The organism is Amycolatopsis sp. QT-25 (assembly GCF_029369745.1).
Lineage (GTDB): Bacteria > Actinomycetota > Actinomycetes > Mycobacteriales > Pseudonocardiaceae > Amycolatopsis.
Window position 1 is genome coordinate 1,603,617 of record NZ_CP120210.1, and the last position, 18,474, is coordinate 1,622,090.

The following is an 18,474-nucleotide window of genomic DNA, read 5'->3' on the forward strand; positions in this document are numbered from 1 at the left end:
TAAACAGAAGGTCAGGGGTTCGAGCCCCCTTGGCGGCTCAAGATCAACATGATCGTTAACCTGCTGATTCGCCGCGTTATGTGAGCGTTGTTCATATTTTCCTCGGCGTCATTGGGCTCCGTTTCGTCTCCGTTTTCACAACCGTGCCGATTTCGGGTCGAGTCTGCCTGCGGTACGGACGATGTCTGGGCAGGATGAGGCGGGCGCTCAGGACGTGCCTCTCAGGGCTCTGGCGAGGCATGCTGTCTCGCATGGGCAGAGGTCCGCGCCGCGAGCGGCTCAGGTTTAGGCAAGAGGCCGATGGAGCGAGCACGCGCGAGTTTCTAAGGCGCGAAGAAGCTGATCCGGTCAACGCTCGCGACGGCAACGGCCAGCCGATCCGCACGCTGGAGAATCGTCGCAAGTGGCGTGAGGAGTCCGAACGGCTCGCGAAGTGGTTCTTCGATCTTCACCCGGTAACGCAGAAGAAGGTGACGGCGTTCGTGGTCCGGTGCCCGGCGAAGGGATGTCTGCTCGGTCGGGTGTTTCGGCGAGGAGACCCACGGACGGGGGTCCGCTACGTCTGGCTGGGCGAATCGGTCCCAGGCCGAGATGCGGCGGCCATCGTCCATTGGGCTTGGGACGGCGGCCGTGGTTCGAAGGACTTCATGTTCGCGAGCTGCAAGCACGGAACGGGACGCATCCGGCTCGGGGTGCTCATGGGCATGGCCGAGGCGCTGGATTTCCCGCCCCCCACTCCATCCGAAGACTGGCTGCATCACTACGACGAAGCCGTTCAACGCGGCTACGCCCGCCAGACGATCATCGTGCCGGACGCACAGTGGACTGCACGCCCGTGACGACGGCGTCGGACCGGGTATGCTGGCGCGTACAACCCAATACCGTTTGCTCGAGCTACATCAGGCCCGTCGTGGGCCGTAGGCGTCTGAGCGCCCCAGTCATCACAGGAGAGCGCCGGCCGTAGCCGCTTGGAGATGAGCACCAGGACCATCCCCTGGAGGGTCCTGCAAGCATGCTCGTGAACATTTTGACCGGCGTAGCATCCGCACTGCCGGGTCTGACCGTGCCGACCTTCAGCTACCTGAAGTACCGCGCCTACTTGAAGACGGTCCGGCACATCGTCGACGCCCTAGGAGGCGACGGCCTCAAGAAGATCGACGCGGTCCGCCCACCTTCGGGTCTGGCCAGACAACCACGGTCGCACCAGAACTATGCGCAGCTTGGATAAGGACAAAGCGCCGGGGCGTCGCTTCGCGATCGACGCCCGGCTTGGCGACACCGCGTCTACGAGTCGGTAGCGGCGTCGTCGTCGAACGCACCCGCGGCGCCACTCGGGATGAGATCGGTCCGGCCGCCGGCGGCATCAGCAAGCAGTCGGCCTAGCGCCGGTGGGCCGACGCGCTCGCCAATGGGGTCGGCGCGGACGTGCTGCGCAGCCGAAAACGGCCACGAGCCGGAAGCTGGCAGAGAACCTCGACGCTTGGTGCCTGCGGCACCTCGAATCCGGCGACGTAGTCGATGACACGGACCAGCCCGTCAGCGGCTACTTGGACACCGCCCGGCTTTGCGGCGCAGTTGGTTCAAGACAGCGGTGAAGTCTGCCCGGCTCGCGATCTTGTCGAACTGCGGTGTGCTGAGCGATTCGGTTGCGGCCCCGGAGGGCTGACTTGTGCCATCGAGGGCGGTCTTGACCGCCTCATAGAGGTTGAAGAGTCGAATCGTTCGGATCAGATCACGCTTCCGCTGTCGAGCGATCAGGCCAAGTTTGGTGGTCTCGAGAAGCGCGCCGAGCTTGCGGTCCTGTTGTTCCTCCAACTCGACCGCCTTGCCCCGGCGCCAGGCGGCATGCAGGGGGACTGATCAGTTTCTCGTCGTCGGCGAAGGTGGCTTCGTCGTCTCCCGCCGGCATTCCCATCAGTAGAGACCGTGCCGGTGGGCGCCCCCTCGGCATTACACGACGTGGACGTGCGATTCGGATCACGACGTCCACTATTAGGCTTTCGTGCTTTTAAGCTTTTAGAAACCGCAGGTCAAGGTGGCTGCGGTCGATACACCTGGTTAATCACAACCCAGCATGAGCAGTCGTCTGGGAGTCAGCCGCAGTTCATCTCTCACATCGAGCTAGGCCAGGTCGCTCCAGGACCAGTGGGACGAAGGCTCTCGGTTCGGATCGCGACCGTACGGGTACTGGCGTACTACGTGCGGAAGCAGGGTGGTGCAGGCGGCGAAGTTCCCTGCGTCGGCGATCCGCCATGCCAGTCGGGCAATAAGGTCGGTTGCGCCGATCGCCTCCAGTGCGGATAGCACGACGCGCCGGATCGACTTGGAGTACCAGGGATCGCACTCGGCGACGACCTTGGTCATTACTGCTTTCGCCGCGGCGCTTGGTCCCAGTTCGCGGGCTAGTGCGCACAAGTGCTCGGTCCGGCTCGGTAGCAAGTTGAGTTCGATCCGCTCCACCAAGGTGTCGCGGGCGTCATGGTGACCGCCGGCGCGTAGATGCCACAGAAGGGCAAGCAGGCGTTCGAGGTTGGCCACATCCACCGACTGTGCCGCCTTATCGGCGGCCGCGAGTGTCAGGTTGCCCAGTTCCGCCGCGAAGGCCTCGGCCACGTCCTCGGCTCTGGTGTACGGGCTGAGGTTGATCGACGACCGGGCTGGGCGTGGGGCCGGTGGCTGCGGCTCGGGATCGAGTTGCAGCCGGCTGCTCACATCCAGGGGAAGGTTGGCCAGCATTGCCTCCCGGTTGGGGCTCCAGCTGCGCAGTCGGCTGTCCTGGTTGACCATGGCGATGACGGCGGTGAGTTGGTCGGTCATGGCGAGGTCGGCCAGCATCCGCAGAACCCGCGCGGCATCCCTGAGGTGGTCGAAGGACAGGTCGGCCGGATCGGTCCGCTCGAGGAGGTAGCGGACTTCATCCGGGAAGTTGTTGTCGTGCAGGACTTCCAGCACCCGGACGATCTCATCAGGCTCCTCGCCCGCAGGCAGTGCGAGGAGATGTGCGCGGATCGTGTGCCGGAAACCGGCGGCGACCATCGGGTGCACGAACCAGGCGAGGTGCCGCGAGTTCTCGGTGAGCATGCGTTTAGCGAAGATCTCGGCCTCGGCATGATCTACCTGGGCGAGGGGCCCCAGGATGTTGACGTTCGTCGGCATAGCGAGGGCGGGACGGCGGGCGAGGAAGTCCGCGGTCGCAGCATCATCGTCGGAGGTGGCGAGCCACCGGACCAGGCGGACGATCTCCGGGTCAGCCAGGTTAGCCGTTTGCGTGGCTCGCCGGTGCAGGGCCGCGCGTGCCTCCGGTTCGTCACGCCGGGCCAGCTCGCGGTCCAGGTCCTCGAGTTGACGCAGGTTGATGACCGGTGTGTGTTCCACGATCCATGCGATCACGTCGTCACCGGCGCCCGGCACGTGTTCCAGCAGGGCCGCCGGGCCCGCGGGATGACCGGCTGACAGCGCTGCTTTCCGCAGGCTCGCGCCGATGCGGTAGAGACCGTAGCCGTCCGCGCGGGTAGCCAGCGTCGCCTGCTGCTCCGGGGTGCCAAAACGGTGCGCCGCGTCCCAGAAGGCCGCTTTCGGGATCTCCGTGCGGCGCTGGATACTGCCGTACTCCTCCAAGTAGAGGGCGAGCCGGACATCGGTGGACACGCTGCGGGTGCGGGTGCGCGGGATATCCGGGCGCAGCGGGCCGGGAAGACCTCGGACCGGTTCGCTGGCCTCGGCGAGCGCAGCTGGGAGCCAGTCCTGGTCGTGGACCTGTTGCCATTCAGCATCGGTGGGGTAGCCGGTGGCGGCTTCTGCGAGGAAATCCAACGGTAGCGGGGCGGGCAGCCCCAGTCGGCGGGCGTCGACGGCCGCCGTAATCAACGCTCGGGTCATCGGCTGGCCGTGCTGGTACACGTCGATCAGGGCGGGCACGCCGGCGAGGTACTGGGTGACCTCCATGCCGGCCTCGTAAGCCGCGCGAGCCAGCCGGGGATCCGCGGCCGCGGCGGCTGCCCACTCGGCTGGGTCCAGCGGGTTGAACTCGGCCGGGATGGGGATGACTTGCCCGGCGAGTAGGAGCCGTGCGGCCTCGGGGTGCTCGCCGTCGTCGAGAGCGCGCCAGACCTCGTGCCACATCTGCACGATCAGTGTCACCGGCTCCCGCGCCGTGTCCGAAACCACGGCGCCCAGGTACCGGGAGTTCTCTTCCGTCAGCTGGGTTTGGGGTTCGTCCAGCCAGACGACGGTGTGTGGTTCGATCCGGTCCAGCTCGCCCCAGTCCCCGGGCCGCCACACCCGCCAGCTCGGGTCCAAAGTCTGGATCGCTTCCCAGGCCGATCGGGACTTGCCGGTGGACGACCCGCCGATCAGGGTGATCACCTGGCCGTCGGCGACGGCTTTACGTAGCGGGACGTCGTGCGCGCGGTGGACGTAGCGCGGAAGACCGGCGGGGCCGTCCGCGCCGCCATCGATCGCCGGTTTCACGCCGAGCCGGAGCGGATCGCACTGGTCGACAGGGAGGCCGGGCCGGGTCGCGGCCAATGTCTGCCGCGCAGCCCCACGGGCGACGGCGTCCGCGGTGTCGGTGGCCCGAGCCCTGGTTTCGGCTAGGTAGGCGACATCCCACCGGCGCCTAGTGGTCAGGGCATCCAACTCCGGTGTGAGGCGGCTGTTCCGCTGTGCGGCGTCGTGGATCGCCGCGACCAGGGCAACCAGGGGATCAACGCGCTGCGGGAACGCCTTGCCGGCGAGCCACTTAGTTACGGTGGTGGGGGAGAACCCCAGCTTCCTGCCCAGGCTTCGTGTCGAGGCCAGGCCTCCGAGGTCCTTACGCGCACGGTCGAGCCGGGCCATCAACTCGTAGTAGTCGGGCTGGGTCACCTGCCCACCTTATGGGTGAGCGGGTGCGGCGAGCATCCACCGGGACCTGCGCTGACCACTGAACACTCCCAGGGCGCATGGGTGGGCGGGCAGCTTTGCGACCATGACGACGATTGCAGTTCTGGTTCTCCTGCTCGCTCTATCCGGGGCGCTCAACATCGGGCTGGTCGCGGGGGTTCTCTCCCGGGCGTCCGGCAAGCCCGTGGCCGCCGCCGCACTGTTCGGCGGCGGGGTGGTGCTCACTGTCCTGACCGTCTTCTTCGCCGCTGTCGCAGCGTATCGCTAGGCGCCGGTCAGGCTCGGTGGCCTCTACGCCCCCGAGCGCCTGGCCCAGGACAACGAGGCTCAGTGCCAGACGATCCTTAACGCCTTCTGTGCCTACCTGCGAATGCTGTAAGACCTCACAGTCGAGGGGATCTCAAGGACGGCTTCCGCGCCGATCAAAGCGAAATCTACCGTGTGAGGGCACAGGAGCGCGAAGTCCGGGTACTGGTCGGGACGCGGCATGCCTCGTGAGGTGCTCCTCGAGCAGCATGGTGGCTTTGGCGACCGCTGCCGGTGTCGTCACCACGACGGCGAGGTCCTCGATCAGATCGTCCCGCCATGCCGTGCCGGCCCGGCGGTGCAGCATCTCTGCTAGAGCGGCCTGCGGCCCGCCGCGCAGCAGCGCGGCGGCCACCACGCTGGCGGAAACACGACGCTGCACCTGCTCGGGATTGGGCTGTGTGCCCTGTGCGCTTTTCGAGGTGTGGCGCGCAGGGGCAGAACCGGCCAGCAGGTACTGCTCTGCCAACACTGCCCGCAGATCGCGGCCTGCAGCTGACTCGTCGGTCACCTCTGCCGCATGGTCACCAGACGCAGCCACGGCGGACCGGACCGCGTCCGAATCCACGAGTGCTTCTCGGAGCATCTCCTGCACTTGACGGGCGACCGCAGGGCGCAGCTGCTCGTCGCTGCCGGACTCGGTGAGAGCGGCCACGCGGACGTCGAGTTGTGACCTCACAGGCACGTCGACCGAGAAAGTGGCTGGCAGCAGCGGGAGCATCACACTGACGAGGCCGGACTTGGTCATGACCTCGTCGTCGACAGGTCTTCCGCAGGCCCGGCCCAAGAACTCGATTGAACTGGCCGGCACGTTCTCGTCGGACCACTCGTCGATCGAGCGTCCAAGACGAGCGGCGACCCGTTCCAGCAGGTCCCACTCTGGCATGGTGCGTAGTGGGGCGGGGAAGGGCCCGATCGGCCCGGCTCTGTCGGCGTAGGCCAGGCGGCGCTCCGCGTTGTAGTTCACTCCCACGCACAGCACACGCGAGTCCTCCGCTGTGCGCTGCAGAACAGGTTCACGTAAGCCTTCCGAACTGAAAAGTTCGACAGCCAAGCACCAACCGTCGAGCTCTAAGACGCACAGCGTCGGTAGATGCCTCGGGTTCGCGTGGTGTAGATCCGCCGCGTCCCTGATGCCACCGCGAACACTCTGTGTGACGTCACCGCCGAACCGACTGAGCACTTCTGTTGCCTTCGCGGATTCCACCGCGCTGACGCAGTAGTTATTGTGCCTCTGCATCCAACGGAACGACGAGCTCATATGCCCTCCCCGGTGATCGAGCTCCACGGTCACAGCGCCTTACCCTATCGCCGCCAGAGCACATGCAATGTGAGCCGCAGCTGGTACGCGCCCGTCAACGGAATTTGTCAAGGTGAGTGAGGCCAGTGGGTGTCAGGCGGCTTGGGGTTCGGTGTCCTGGTTGGTGTCGTCGGCTGGTCTGTTGATCCAGACGGTGTCGGGAGGTCGAGCACCTTCGGTGCTGTGGTGATGCCACCGAACCGGTGGGGGTGCCGCGCGGGCCTCGGCGAGCACGGTGCGTCGGTCGGCGGCTTTGGCAGCCGCCAGGCCGAAATGGACGTCGGCGGGCGTATGCAGGCCGATGCCGGTGTGTCGATGTTCGTGGTTGTACCACTGGGCGAAGGTGTCCATGAATCGTCTTGCCTCCGACAGTGATCCGAAGCGTTCGGGGAATTCCGGACCGTACTTCAACGTTTTGAACAGTGATTCCGAGTACGGGTTGTCGTTGGACACCCGCGGCCGCGAGTGCGATCGAGTGACCTCGAGATCGGCGAGCAGGACGGCGACGGTTTTGCTGGTCATCGACGTACCCCGATCGGCGTGCACGACCTGCGGAACGCCGTGGACCGTGAAAATCTGTTCCATCAGCTCCTTCGCCAGGGCACCGGATTCGTGGGCGTGGACATGGACGTCGACGATGACCGGGAGTAGATGTCGATCATCACGTAGGCGTCGAAGTAGGTGCCTTTCACCGGCCCCGCGAGCTTGGTGATGTCCCAGCTGTAGACCTGCCGGGCCGCGGTCGCGACCAGTTCAGGGCAGACCGCCTTAGGGTGGCGCGCCAACCGGCGGCGTTCCTTGACTTGTTTGTTCTCCGCCAGTACCCGATACATCGTGGACACCGAGCAGAGGTAGACGCCCTCGTCGAGCAGATGGGCGTAAATCTGCAGCGGTGCCAGGTCCACGAATCGTGTGCCGGTGAGCACCTGCAGGATCTGTCGGCGTTCGGAAACGGTCAGCCTGTTGAGCGGGTCCGGCGCCGGTTGCGGCACGGCGACCGGTGTGGGCGCGGCGGCGGCTTTGCCGTGACGGATCGCCGTCGAGCGCACCAGACCGGTCAACCAGGCGGCTTGCCTGGTCGGCACACCATCGGCGGTCATCGACGCATAGGCGTGGGTCAGCGCTTCTTGTGCTTCTCGTCGGAATCCGCTCTCTCGGAAAGACTTTCCAAGAGAGCGTGCGCCTTTCCCATGATGTCCAGCGCGGTCTCGGTGGTGTTCAACCGTTTGTTCAAACGGGCGTTCTCCCGGGTGAGCCGGGCGATCTCGGCTTGCTCCGCGGACAGCTTGCCGACCTTCTCGCCCGGCTTCCTGCCCGCCAGCACGCCGGCATCGCGCTGCTTGCGCCACTCGCTGATCAACGAGGAGTACAGGCCTTCCCGTCGCAGGTACCCGCCGCCGTCGTGCTGCTCACACGCCGCCTCGTAGGCGTCCAGATGGGCGAGTTTCTCCGACGCGGTGAACACGCGCCGCCGACGCGGCCCGTCACTACGCGGGTGCTGGGAAGCCATCCGCTCATTATCGCCCTCAACCAGCGAGGACATACTCGTGCGGGTCATCTCAATCGATCCGTATCTCGCCCTGCATCAGGCCGGGATTGCTCTGAACCAGCGGACTCAACTCACCCTGACACGCAGGGGTTCGGGGTGCCGGAGTCACCGGGATCGCCCAGTCTCGCTCGCGGATCAACGCGGTGAGCGAGTCGACGCTGGTCCCCAGGATGCGCAGCAGAGCGCTCATGGGCAGTTCGGCCACTGCGGGGCCTGCGGCCTTGCCCATTACCTCCCACACGAGATAGCCGGTCAGCAGGCCCGCCGCATCCCATCCCACGGTTGACGGTGCCACCCGGTGTCGGGCTGCGCGGACGCGTTCCTGCACGTCGACGCGAACCTGCTCGATGTCGCGCGGGTCCAGCACGACCTCCATGCGGACAAGTCGTTGCCAAAACTCTGGCTCCTGGGCCGCCAGTTCGGTCGCCACTTTCCACCGGCCGGCCAAGGCGAGTACCCGTTCGCGCAGGTCAGAACCTTCAATGCGCATTAAGATCAGTAACTCGGAGAGGTTGTCCCCGGCCGAGCGATTGGTCACCACCAGGTAGTGCTCGGCCGAATGGGTCGGCAGGCGGACCGCAATGGACAGGAAGTTCGACGCCGTGAACGCCGAGGTTGCGCCGCCGCTCTTGATCTGGGCGACCGTCATGATGCGGTCGCCGCGCCGCACTCCGAAGTCCACGATGTCCTGATCGACCCTCAGTCGGGTGGTCAGGACGTCCTCAACCTGAATCGCTGTGGATGCCGGATCGTCGACGAACAGTGCCGACAGCCCGTACTCCAGGGTCCAAAGAAACTGGTACTCGAACCCGCGTATGGCGTCCTGTGCGCCCACGTGTGATCTTCTCTGCGGTGTTGCGGCTCATGACCCCGGCTCGAACTTCCCGGTCTCGCTTGTCATCGCGGTAAGGCGCGATCGACAAGCCACGTCATGTCGTGAGGCATTTCAGGGATGGAGCATCCCCAGAATCAATGACCAGGTGTACTCGCAGGGGACCCTCTGATGGTATCGGCGGTGCTGACACTGCTACTGGGCCAGCCCCTGCCTTGTATCTGACCGATTAGTTTGACCAGGCAACCTGTCGCTGTGGCTGCGCTCGAATGGCCGAGGCCGCATGTGCCCGCCCGCGGAGCGCATCCAAAGCCACGAACTTAGCGAGACTGGTCGACGTGTCACAGACCAGCTTGCGCTACGTGGTAGGTGTCCTCGCCGTGCGAGGGCTAGCTCGCCACTTCAATCCAGGTGGGCATGTCGCGCAACGTCGCGGTTGCGACGAGGGCAGTGGCCGTTCTGGCTCCACCTGCTGACATCGTTCGGGCGCCCACTCACGAGCTCATTGGAATCAGAGGCGCCACTGCGGCAACAAGGCGCTGTGGGGCATGAGCGTGCTCGGGGAAGGCCCGGAGCAGGCGGAACCGTTGATCGGCACGCTCAAGAAGAGCACGGAGTACCTGACCATGACCTAGGGGTGGCGTCCAGCTGGGCGACGGCCGCTGTCCCGGCGTCGTCCTGAAGGACTTAACGGCACAGGAAGCCCGCGGAATCCTTCTTCGCCAACGAGTTCGTCACCGTCTAGACGCGTCGGTAGGCGGTCACATGATCGGCGCACAGGTACAGAGTGAGACCTTCCGGGGTAGCTGTCCGGGAGAGTCCGCCCCAAACCCGTTCGGCGTCCAAGCCGGTCAGCATGACCTCCAGCGCCCGGAAGTCGGCGTCGTTTGTCGCGCGTGCGGCGGGCAGGCCGGACGGATCTATCCCGTCGAGCTCGTCGTCGTGCCGGAGCTGGGAGGGGGTTTGAGCGACCAGTTCCTTCATCAGGTCACAGTCGGATTTGAGGTGCTGATCGAGCACGCCCACGCTCATGCCGAGCACCGGACCAGCCAGCGGCGCCGCGTGTTTGAGCACTTTGAGTAAATGCTGCAGGTAGGGCCCGAATCTGCGGAGCCATTCGGCGGGCTGGGAGATCGCATAACACCCGTCTTCTTCTGGCAGCCGGTGCCAGGAACCGGGTTCCTCGCAGTACAGGCGCAGTTCGTACTGACCGTTACCAAGGCGTCGGCGGCCTGCCGGGACAATGGCGAAAACGCTGGGACAGCGGGTTTCCTGTTGCAGTTGAGCCAGGCGTTGCAGTTTGAGGAACATGCGCTGGGCGTACTCGGTTTGCTCGGCGAGTTTCCCGTCCATCTGCTCCAGCGTTTTCGCGATCCGCTGAAGCCCGATCCGGGTCGCGTCGCGGTCTGAGGGCGCGAGTCCGAGCAGCAGACTGGGCACGTCGACGTATTCGCCGGACTTCCGACACTCGATCTCGTGGCGCGGCGGCGTGCGTTCCAATCTGCGGTGCAGGTCGCGATAGTCGTAGAGCTCCGCACAGGGTTCGCCCGACGCGTTCTGGCAGGGGCAAGGGACTTGACGGGTGATGTCGAGCCCGGGAAACCGTTCCAGCGTCCGGTTCAGGCCATCATCTAGGATGGAAAAGAAGGCGGCGGGTGATGGGCCCCGCACTGCCAGTTCCACGGTGCTGCGGTGCCGGTTGGCCCTGATCAGCGCTCGATGCCTGCCATCGGTGTGCTTGAGCACCGCGCCGGTCCGCCACTGGGTCTGCGTGCTAAACCGGTGGGTTCTGGCGATGAACCAGGTCGGGATGCCAGGCGGCATGGTGTTGAGCCGGTAGAGCACCCGGATCTCCTGGTCTCCTCGGATTTCGTCCCATTTATCGAGAAATGAGCCCGGATCCCAGGGCAGGCGCTCGACGACGAGGCTCACGTCGCCGGTCGTGCCGCCTTCGATCTGGTAGGAGAGGTCGTACTTGTCCATCATCCCGAGAAAGTGGTCGCGCAGACCACGGTCATCGAGGTCGCTCCACAGCTCATCGAGGTGATCGCGCGTCAGAAGTCCTTGCGCGAGAGCCACTTCGTGACTGTCGAGTACCTTGCTGATGTACTCGTTGACCCATTCCGGCCGCAGCACGACGGTCTGCGCGAGCTCCGGATCATCCGCGTAGTACAGGATGTCGCCGAGTTGGTGCAGTGCATTGGCGATGTACTGCTGGTGCGACTTGTCGCTGACTCCGGCTTCCGCGAGCATTCGCCACATCCGGGCGGGTGTGACATGCTTTTCGGTCGCCTGACGCAGTGCTTCGGCGCCTGCCAGCCAGGTGGTCGGCCATTCGGACCCCATCAGCGGAAGCTGAGCCGCTTGGCAGGCCAGCCGTGTTCGCAGGTCGTCAAGAGCGTGCCTGGTCGCGTTGTCCACCGAGACGCTGTCGACGATCATCGGGTACTCGTCACGGAGTTCGTCGAGTGGCAGGTCGACGGGCCGATCGTGCACGTGCGTGGCCACCAGAAGGATCGGCGACTCCGGGGCTCGCGCGGAGATGATGTCCAGCCAGTAGCGGATTTTGCCTTGTTCCCAGCCGAGTCGCGAGTTCCAGAGCAGGAGAAACAGCGAACGGTTGGTGAGGAAGAATTGGTGTGTCGCGTGGTAGATCTCCTGGCCGCCGAAATCCCAGGCGCTGAGCCGCATCTGCACCGGCTGGCTGGGGTGGTCGAGGTCGAGGTGTTCGATACGAAGGCCGTGTGTCGACAGCTCGTCGGGATCGTAGGGTTCCCCGGCGAGCGCCTTGACCAGCGAGGTTTTGCCGACACCACCCTCGCCGACAACGAGCAGTTTCGACACCCATTGCGCGGAGCTGCCTTCTTCTCTGGCGCGCAGGAACGATATGACCGGCGCCGAGCCGCTCGCCGCGATCTCCGGTGGTGGACTTACCAGCGGATTACCGTCAACCGCAAGGGTTTCCAGCTTCGCAAGGTTTGTCAGGCAGCTCGGCAGAACAGCGATCTTATTGTCACTGATGAGTAATTGTGTCAAGCTGGGTAACTCGCCCAGAGTTTCTGGTAGAACGGTAAGCTGATTTCCGTCAAGATCGATCTTGACCAGTTCGCTCAGTCTGTTGAGGCTGTCGGGGAGAGTGCTGATCTGGTTTCCGTATGCCAACAGATGTGTCAGTCCGACGAGGTCTCCAGTTCTCTCAGGTAAGGAAGTGAGACGATTCTTGTGGACTGCGAAATAGGACAAATTAGTCAGGTTGCAAAAGCTGTCCGGAAGGCTGTCAATGTGGTTTGCGCCGAGCCACAGATAGCTCAACTTCGTGAGGTTGCCTAACCATATTGGCACCGTGGTGAGGAGGTTATTATCCAGCGCCAGCGTTTCGATTCCTGACAGGTTTGCGAGCCACTCCGGTACGGTGTCCAGCTCGCAACCGTCGAGGTGCAGCGTAGCTATGCCAGTGAATTCGCCCAGCCATTCGGGCAGCACGGTAAATTTGTTGTCACTCAGCTGGAGCGAAGTCAGTCCGGTCAGTCCGGCGAGGCTGTCCGGCAATTCGGTGAGTTGGTTGCGGTCAAGGTTGAGCGAGGTCAGCTCGGTGAGAGTTCCCAGCCAGTCTGGCAAAGACGCGAGCAGATTCTCAGAGAGACGAAGATGGCTGAGTTTGGTCAGCAAGCCTAAGCAGTCGGGCAGTGCCGCGATCTCATTCCCGTCCAGGTCTAGTCTGGTGAGGTTGGTCAGCGTACCCAGCCACTCCGGCAGCTTCGCGAGCTTATTGCGGCCGAGTCCCAGTCTAGTCAGCTCTGCTCGGCTGCCGAGCCAGCTGGGTAAGGCTGTCAAGCCGTTTCCGTCGACACCGAGTTCCGTGAGTTCGGGCAGGCGGCTTAGCCATTCGGGCACCTCGGCAAGCTGGTTGTTCGCGAGGTGTACCCTGCTCAACTTCGTCAGGGACGTCAGTGAGTCTGGCTGGAACTTCAGCTGGTTGCGGTTGAGGTCTAGCCGGGTGAGCTTGGTCAAACTCCCCAGTGCGTCGACGTTGGTGAGCTGGTTGCGGTCGAGATCCAGCCAGGTGAGTTCGGTTAGTGAGCCCAGCCAACCTGGCAGTGCGGTCAGCTCGTTGTTACTGAGCCACAAAGTGGTCAGCCTGGTAAGCTCAACCAGACTGTCCGGCAATGTCGTAAGGCCATTACTGCCGATGGCCAGTTTCTTCAGGTTTGTCAGCTCGCCTAACCAGTTCGGCAGCGGCGCAAGCTTGTTTCTGTCGAGCAAAAGCTCACTCAACTCGGTCAGCTCAGCCATCGAGGGCGGCAAAGTGGTCAGCTGGTTGCCGTTCAGGCCAAGCGTGACGAGGCCGCTTAGGCAGCCCAGCCAAGGTGGGAGCGTGCTGAACTGGTTGTTTGCCAGGTAGAGAACGGTGAGGTCGCCCAGCTCGGTCAGCCAGCTCGGTAGCACACTAAATTTGTTACCCTCGAGATCGAGGTGTTGGAGGCTGAAGCGGCCAAGCCAGTCAGGCAGGGTCGAGAGCTGGTTGTAGTCGAGATCGAGCCGGGTCAGCGTCGTGAGGTTGGCCAGCCAGCCGGGCACTGAGGTGAGTAGAAGTTTGTCAAGGTATAGCTCTCGAAGTCTGGGGTAGCTGCCCAGCCATTCCGGCAAATCTCGCAGCCGGTTGTTGCCGAGGTCGAGTTCGGTGAGGCCATCTAGCTCGGCCAGTTGCGCGGGCAACGAGGTCAGTCTGTTCTTGCCCAGGCTGAGCGAGGTGAGGCCGGCGAGATCGGCCAACCAGACTGGCACCTCGGTGATTCGGTTGCCGGACATGGCCAGCGACTTAAGTTGCCCGAGTTCGGCGAGTTCAAGGGGTACGACTTCAAAGCGGTTGTCGTCGAGATCGAGTTCGGTGAGGCTGGGCAAGTTCCCGAGCCAGCTCGGCAGGGCGGCGAGCCGGTTGCCGTTGAGGTCCAGCGTGGTCATTGACTTCAGCTCAGCCAGCCCTGGCGGCACCGAGTCGAGTCCGAGGTTGCTCAAATCCAGTGCCGTCTGACCATCTTCGAGCGCTTTCGCGACCCGCCTGCCCGCTTCGACGACCCCAGGACGCATGCGACTCCCTACTCCTCGATCTGCCGACCGACACGCTACCGCCGATCAGGCCCGTGAGTGTTCGCGCCGGAGTTTAACCGTCCGCACACTCACCACCCATCGGTCACAATTCTATTTCAGTGTTCGGGACGGTGGTATCCGCAGCGAGAGAAACCTGTCGTAGAGTGGACACATGTCCGGTTACCTCGACAACCATAGCGGACACGTGTCCGCTTCCGCTGAAGCCGGTGGATCGCGGCGCGCGGACGCACAGCGCAACCGCGAACGGATCCTTCAAGCCGCACACGATCTCGCGCACGAGCCGGGAGAGCTGAAGCTCAACGCAGTCGCGAAGGCCTGCGGTATCGGGCAGGGCACGCTGTACCGGCACTTCCCGACACGTGAGGACCTCCTCGTCGAGGTGTACCGCCATGAAGTGGAAGAGCTGGTTGCCGCGGCTCCGCGGCTGCTGACGACTCACCAGCCGCTGGATGCGTTGGCGGCGTGGTTCGACCGGGTGGCCGCCTACGCCCGGGTCAAGCGCGATGTGTTCGCCGCCGTCGAGGCGGCGACGTGGCGTGACCTCGCCGCCCACAGCCTCGGCCCGATCGGTGAGGCGGTGGAACTGCTCCTGGCTTCCGGTCGCTCGGCCGGCAGCGTCCGCGCCGACGCCGAAGCCCGCGACGTCATCGTGCTCATCAGCTGGTTGTCGCGGTTGGACGACGCCGAACTCGACGCGCGAGGGCCGCGATTGCTGTCGATCCTCGTCGACGGTCTCCACACACAGCGCCCCTGAAGCGAATGCACCGTGGGTGCGCTCATAACGCTGTCCGCACGGCGCACGCTCATGCCGCAGAGCGTGCATCGTCGAGTCATTCGTCGTCAGCCAGTGGCAGCGACCGACTCTCGTGCTCAACGGACTCACTCGGGCGCTCAGTCACACAAGGACGCCCGTCGGCCCGCGAATGACTGATAGTTCTGGTATTCGGTGACAGGTACCGTTCGCCGTCACACGCCCGGTCGCTACACAACCGGCACCCATGGAAGCCCCGCTCGAGCCGAAAGCCGCCTCTCGTCTCTGGCACTCGGCCAGGCATCGGGCCCATACTCACAGCCTGCGGGGGCATGTCGGCTCCTCGCGGTTGCATCCGATCGGGGGGACCTCACGATGAAGGTGCCGGACCGCGATCGCGCTCCGCTACGGTTCGCCGTCCTGACCTCGGTTACCGGTGGTCTTGTTCTCGCCGGGATCCTGGCGATGCTCCGTAGCGATGTGCTGATCGCGAAGGTGCCCGCGTGGACCGTTCTGGTTGCAGGCGTGCTGGCCACGGTTTCGCTGCTGCGGTGGGTGCCGTGGACTAGGCGCACGCGTCGGGCATTCCTGGTGACGTCGGCATTCAGGCAGAAGTACTGGCTTGCGGGCTTGGTACAATGCCTGCACCGCACGCTGGACCGCGCCAACATCGACCTGGTGCTGAAGGTGCCCGACCGGGACTACGACTCGGCCGCGCAGGCGCATCACCTGCGCAGGATTCTGGCCGCGCGCAAGGGTTACATCGGCGGGGTCATCGTCGCCACCGAAGTAGACCGTCTCCGGCCGGATCTGGTCGAGTTCTGCTCCGAACTGATGTTGCCGGTGGTTTTCACCGACATCGAACCGTTCGACGATGAGGGCCACTACCCGGGCAACGCCGCCTTCGTCGGCTACCTCAGTTCGGACATCGGGACCCTCGCGGGCCGGTGGCTGGCGACACACCTGCGCAAGGGCGACAGGCAACGGCCACACGTGCTGATCGTGGCCAGCGGGCAACATCAGGCCCGGCAACGCCGGTGCGCGGCTGTCCTGCAGGCCGAGTTGCCCGGCGTGTCGATCACCATCGACGACACCTGCGCCTTCCATCGCGTACGCGCCCACGACGCTGTGCTCTCCCACCTTCGTCTGCTCGCCTCGCAGCAAGGTCGTCTGGATGCCGTGTTCTGCACCAACGACGAAATGGCACTGGGCGCTATCGACGCCCTCCGAACGATCACTTCCCCTACCACGACAGACACCGTGGTCATCGGCGTGGACGGAACCAGCGAGACAAGGACCCTGATCGACGCCGGCACGAGCCCTCTGCGAGCCACCGTCGTTCAGGACTCCCACCGCCTTGCCGAGAGTGTCGTCGATGTTCTGGAGAAAATGCACCAGCGCCGCAAGACGACAAAACGCACCATCCTGGACCTGGAGGTCTACGGGGACTGTTCCAAGATCGGTGTTTTCGGCCCGACACGCCGGGCTGAGGTCCGGCGGGATGGGCACTGTGAGTGATGACATCGGAGCTTGTGAGTCCACGTAAGCGTGAGTCCAAGCCGGCGCGGGAGCTGTCGCCGGAGCAGGCCGCCGCGGCGGCGATGGTGGCTGAGGCGAAGGCTCGCGGGCTGGCGCTGACCGGCCCGGACGGGTTGCTGAAGCTGTTCACCAAGAACGTGCTGGAAACGGCACTGAACGAGGAAATGACCGAGCATCTGGGGCATGAGAAGAACCAGGCCGACCCGGATCGTGAGTCGACGAACGTGCGCAACGGCTCCCGGCCGAAAACGGTGGTCTCGGATGCGGCGGGCGAGGTCGGGATCAACGTTCCGCGGGACCGGGAGAGCACGTTCGAACCGCAGATCGTGAAGAAGCGGCAGCGTCGGCTGACCGAGGTGGACGAGATTGTGCTGTCGCTATATGCGAAGGGAATGACGACCGGGGATATCTCGGCGCATTTCGCCGAAATCTACGGGTCCTCGGTCAGCAAGGAAACGATCTCGCGGATCACCGACAAGGTCGTCGCCGAAATGAACGACTGGGCCAGCCGCCCGCTCGACCCGGTGTACGTCGCTGTGTTCATCGACGCGATCCACGTCAAGGTCCGCGACGGGCAGGTCGCCAACCGGCCCGTCTACGCCGCCATCGGCGTCACCGTGGACGGCCGCAAGGACGTCCTGGGCCTGTGGATGGGCGTCGGCGGCGAGGGCGCGAAGTTCTGGATGAGCGTGCTGATCGACCTGAAGAACCGCGGCATCCGGGATGTGTTCTTCCTCGTCTGCGACGGCCTCAAAGGCCTGCCCGACGTCGTGGCGAACGTCTGGCCGCAGGCCATTGTGCAAACCTGTATCGTCCACCTGATCCGCAACACCTTCCGGCTCGTTTCCCGCCGGGGCTGGGACGCGGTGAAACGCGACATCAAACCCATCTACACCGCACCCAGCCCGCACGCTGCGGCGGCCGCTCTGGACGAATTCGAAGAGAAATGGGGCGCGAAGCATGCAGCGGTGATTCGTTTATGGCGCAACGCTTGGGATGAGTTCACGCCGTTCCTCGACTACGACGTCGAGATCCGGACGATGATCTGCTCCACGAACGCGATCGAGTCGCTGAACGCCCGTTATCGGCGGGCGATCCGTGCACGTGGACATTTCCCGACCGAGCAGGCCGCGATGAAGTGCCTGTACCTTGTGACCCGCAGCCTGGACCCGACCGGGACAGGCCGCGCTCGATGGACGATGCGTTGGAAGCCAGTGATCAACGCTTTCGCCATCACATTCGGTGACCGCTGGCCGGGAGCCGAGACCTACTGATCGACAACGCCGGAAACACCGATCACGGGACAGGCCCGGTCTACGAAACGAGATAGCTGTCACGTCGCTGGGCTAAGGGATCAGTTCACGGTGAGTTTGCGGAGGCAGATGATTGAGCAAGCGCTGAGGATGGCTTGGTGGATGCTGGCTTGATGTTCGGTGCGGATGCGTAGCCTCCGGAAGCCTTTGAGCCAGGCAAAGGTGCGTTCGGCTGGCCACCGGATCTTGCCCAGGCCGGAACCATGCTCGACACCGCGCCGGGCGATCAGCGGGGTGATGCCACGGGCTCGGACCAAGCGCCGGTACTTGTCGTGGTAATAGCTGCGGTCGGCGCCGGCAGGTCGAGTAGGCCGGCGGCCCGCAACTCGGCGAGCAGTGTCTCGTGCAACCGTTGCCGCACCCCGGCCTCCTGCCACTCGGCCCACCGCCGCCGGCAGGTGGCGCCGGAGGCGCCGGACGGGTTCGTGGGCAGCCTGTTCCAGCCGATGCCGGTGCGCACAACGTAGAGGATGCCCTCCAGTGCAGCCCGATCTTCCGCGCGCCGTCGACCTGGATAACGGAAGCGTCGTGGATGTGCCGGTATCAACAGCCCCAGCCGCGCCCGCAGTTTCGGTCAAAACCTGCTCACGCATCTGATGATGCTGGAAGATCCCACACGCAGCCGAAACCGACACGCCAGCTCATTCTGCACTGACCTCTAAAGCCAAGACAGTGCCATGTTCCCTGCCGGACGCCGCCGAGCCGAGGCGGGTGTGGTGCACTGCGACGATCGGAGCGCTCGGGCGCCGGTCAGGTCCAGGTCCCGGCTATCCGCTCGAAGCCTTCCAGGGAGAGCACGTCGACGGTCACGGTTCGTCCACGGGTTCTCACGATTCGCGCCGGGACACCGCCACGCCGATCAGGTAGAGCGCAACGCCGGCTAAGAGCGTG

The 18,474-nt window shown here is 64.5% G+C and carries 11 protein-coding genes and 3 pseudogenes; 7 read left to right on the plus strand and 7 right to left on the minus strand.

Going from position 1 to position 18,474, the window contains the following annotated elements:
- The first annotated feature begins 251 nt into the window (after positions 1 to 251).
- Positions 252 to 839 (plus strand): hypothetical protein, encoded by a 588-nt coding sequence (locus P3102_RS07520; RefSeq protein ID WP_276367656.1) that lies wholly within the window; start codon positions 252 to 254, stop codon positions 837 to 839.
- Between the two features lie 173 nt (positions 840 to 1,012).
- Entirely contained in the window at positions 1,013 to 1,228 is a 216-nt protein-coding gene (locus tag P3102_RS07525; protein WP_276367658.1) for a hypothetical protein, read from the plus strand.
- Between the two features lie 308 nt (positions 1,229 to 1,536).
- Here P3102_RS07525 and P3102_RS07530 read toward each other — a convergent pair whose 3' ends face one another.
- Positions 1,537 to 1,815: a hypothetical protein gene (locus P3102_RS07530; RefSeq protein ID WP_276367660.1), complete on the minus strand. Its 279-nt coding sequence runs from the start codon at positions 1,813 to 1,815 to the stop codon at positions 1,537 to 1,539.
- A gap of 306 nt (positions 1,816 to 2,121) precedes the next feature.
- A complete protein-coding gene (locus tag P3102_RS07535; RefSeq protein WP_276367662.1) occupies positions 2,122 to 4,866 on the minus strand; it encodes a hypothetical protein in 2,745 nt (914 codons plus the stop codon).
- Between the two features lie 103 nt (positions 4,867 to 4,969).
- On the opposite strand from P3102_RS07535, the gene P3102_RS07540 reads away from it, so the two are divergent.
- Positions 4,970 to 5,152, plus strand: coding sequence for a hypothetical protein (locus P3102_RS07540; protein ID WP_276367664.1), 183 nt, complete (start codon positions 4,970 to 4,972; stop codon positions 5,150 to 5,152).
- Positions 5,153 to 5,257: pseudogene (locus P3102_RS07545) on the plus strand (pentapeptide repeat-containing protein); the annotation flags it as partial.
- A gap of 27 nt (positions 5,258 to 5,284) precedes the next feature.
- Here the strand turns inward: P3102_RS07545 and P3102_RS07550 are convergent.
- The 4 genes and pseudogenes from P3102_RS07550 to P3102_RS07565 form a co-directional block, all read right to left on the minus strand.
- Complete coding sequence (locus P3102_RS07550; RefSeq protein WP_276367666.1) at positions 5,285 to 6,244, minus strand: hypothetical protein; 960 nt, start codon at positions 6,242 to 6,244, stop codon at positions 5,285 to 5,287.
- Between the two features lie 459 nt (positions 6,245 to 6,703).
- Positions 6,704 to 8,000 (minus strand): annotated as a pseudogene (locus P3102_RS07555) (IS3 family transposase); the annotation flags it as partial.
- 49 nt (positions 8,001 to 8,049) lie between these two features.
- Entirely contained in the window at positions 8,050 to 8,874 is an 825-nt protein-coding gene (locus P3102_RS07560; RefSeq protein ID WP_276367668.1) for a hypothetical protein, read from the minus strand.
- Positions 8,875 to 9,612: 738 nt separating this feature from the next.
- Complete coding sequence (locus P3102_RS07565; RefSeq protein ID WP_276367669.1) at positions 9,613 to 13,959, minus strand: leucine-rich repeat domain-containing protein; 4,347 nt, start codon at positions 13,957 to 13,959, stop codon at positions 9,613 to 9,615.
- A gap of 172 nt (positions 13,960 to 14,131) precedes the next feature.
- Here P3102_RS07565 and P3102_RS07570 point away from each other — a divergent pair, with 172 nt between their 5' ends.
- The 3 genes from P3102_RS07570 to P3102_RS07580 all read left to right on the plus strand — a co-directional run bounded on the left by P3102_RS07570 (position 14,132) and on the right by P3102_RS07580 (position 17,544).
- Positions 14,132 to 14,734, plus strand: coding sequence for a TetR/AcrR family transcriptional regulator (locus P3102_RS07570; RefSeq protein WP_276367671.1), 603 nt, complete (start codon positions 14,132 to 14,134; stop codon positions 14,732 to 14,734).
- 372 nt (positions 14,735 to 15,106) lie between these two features.
- Positions 15,107 to 16,249: a substrate-binding domain-containing protein gene (locus P3102_RS07575; protein ID WP_276367673.1), complete on the plus strand. Its 1,143-nt coding sequence runs from the start codon at positions 15,107 to 15,109 to the stop codon at positions 16,247 to 16,249.
- The gene (locus P3102_RS07580) at positions 16,249 to 17,544 is read left to right on the plus strand and encodes an IS256 family transposase (RefSeq protein ID WP_346660167.1); all 1,296 of its coding nucleotides are present in this window, start codon (positions 16,249 to 16,251) and stop codon (positions 17,542 to 17,544) included. Before P3102_RS07575 ends, P3102_RS07580 begins: the two co-directional genes overlap by 1 nt.
- A gap of 80 nt (positions 17,545 to 17,624) precedes the next feature.
- Here the strand turns inward: P3102_RS07580 and P3102_RS07585 are convergent.
- Positions 17,625 to 18,151: pseudogene (locus P3102_RS07585) on the minus strand (transposase).
- Positions 18,152 to 18,474 lie beyond the last annotated feature (323 nt).

Coding starts and splice junctions, on each gene's coding strand:
- P3102_RS07575 (WP_276367673.1), top strand. CDS start 15,107: ATGAAGGTGCCGGACCGCGATCGCGCTCCGCTACGGTTCGCCGTCCTG.
- P3102_RS07520 (WP_276367656.1), top strand. CDS start 252: ATGGGCAGAGGTCCGCGCCGCGAGCGGCTCAGGTTTAGGCAAGAGGCC.
- P3102_RS07565 (WP_276367669.1), bottom strand. CDS start 13,959: ATGCGTCCTGGGGTCGTCGAAGCGGGCAGGCGGGTCGCGAAAGCGCTC.
- P3102_RS07540 (WP_276367664.1), top strand. CDS start 4,970: ATGACGACGATTGCAGTTCTGGTTCTCCTGCTCGCTCTATCCGGGGCG.
- P3102_RS07570 (WP_276367671.1), top strand. CDS start 14,132: ATGTCCGGTTACCTCGACAACCATAGCGGACACGTGTCCGCTTCCGCT.
- P3102_RS07580 (WP_346660167.1), top strand. CDS start 16,249: ATGACATCGGAGCTTGTGAGTCCACGTAAGCGTGAGTCCAAGCCGGCG.
- P3102_RS07525 (WP_276367658.1), top strand. CDS start 1,013: ATGCTCGTGAACATTTTGACCGGCGTAGCATCCGCACTGCCGGGTCTG.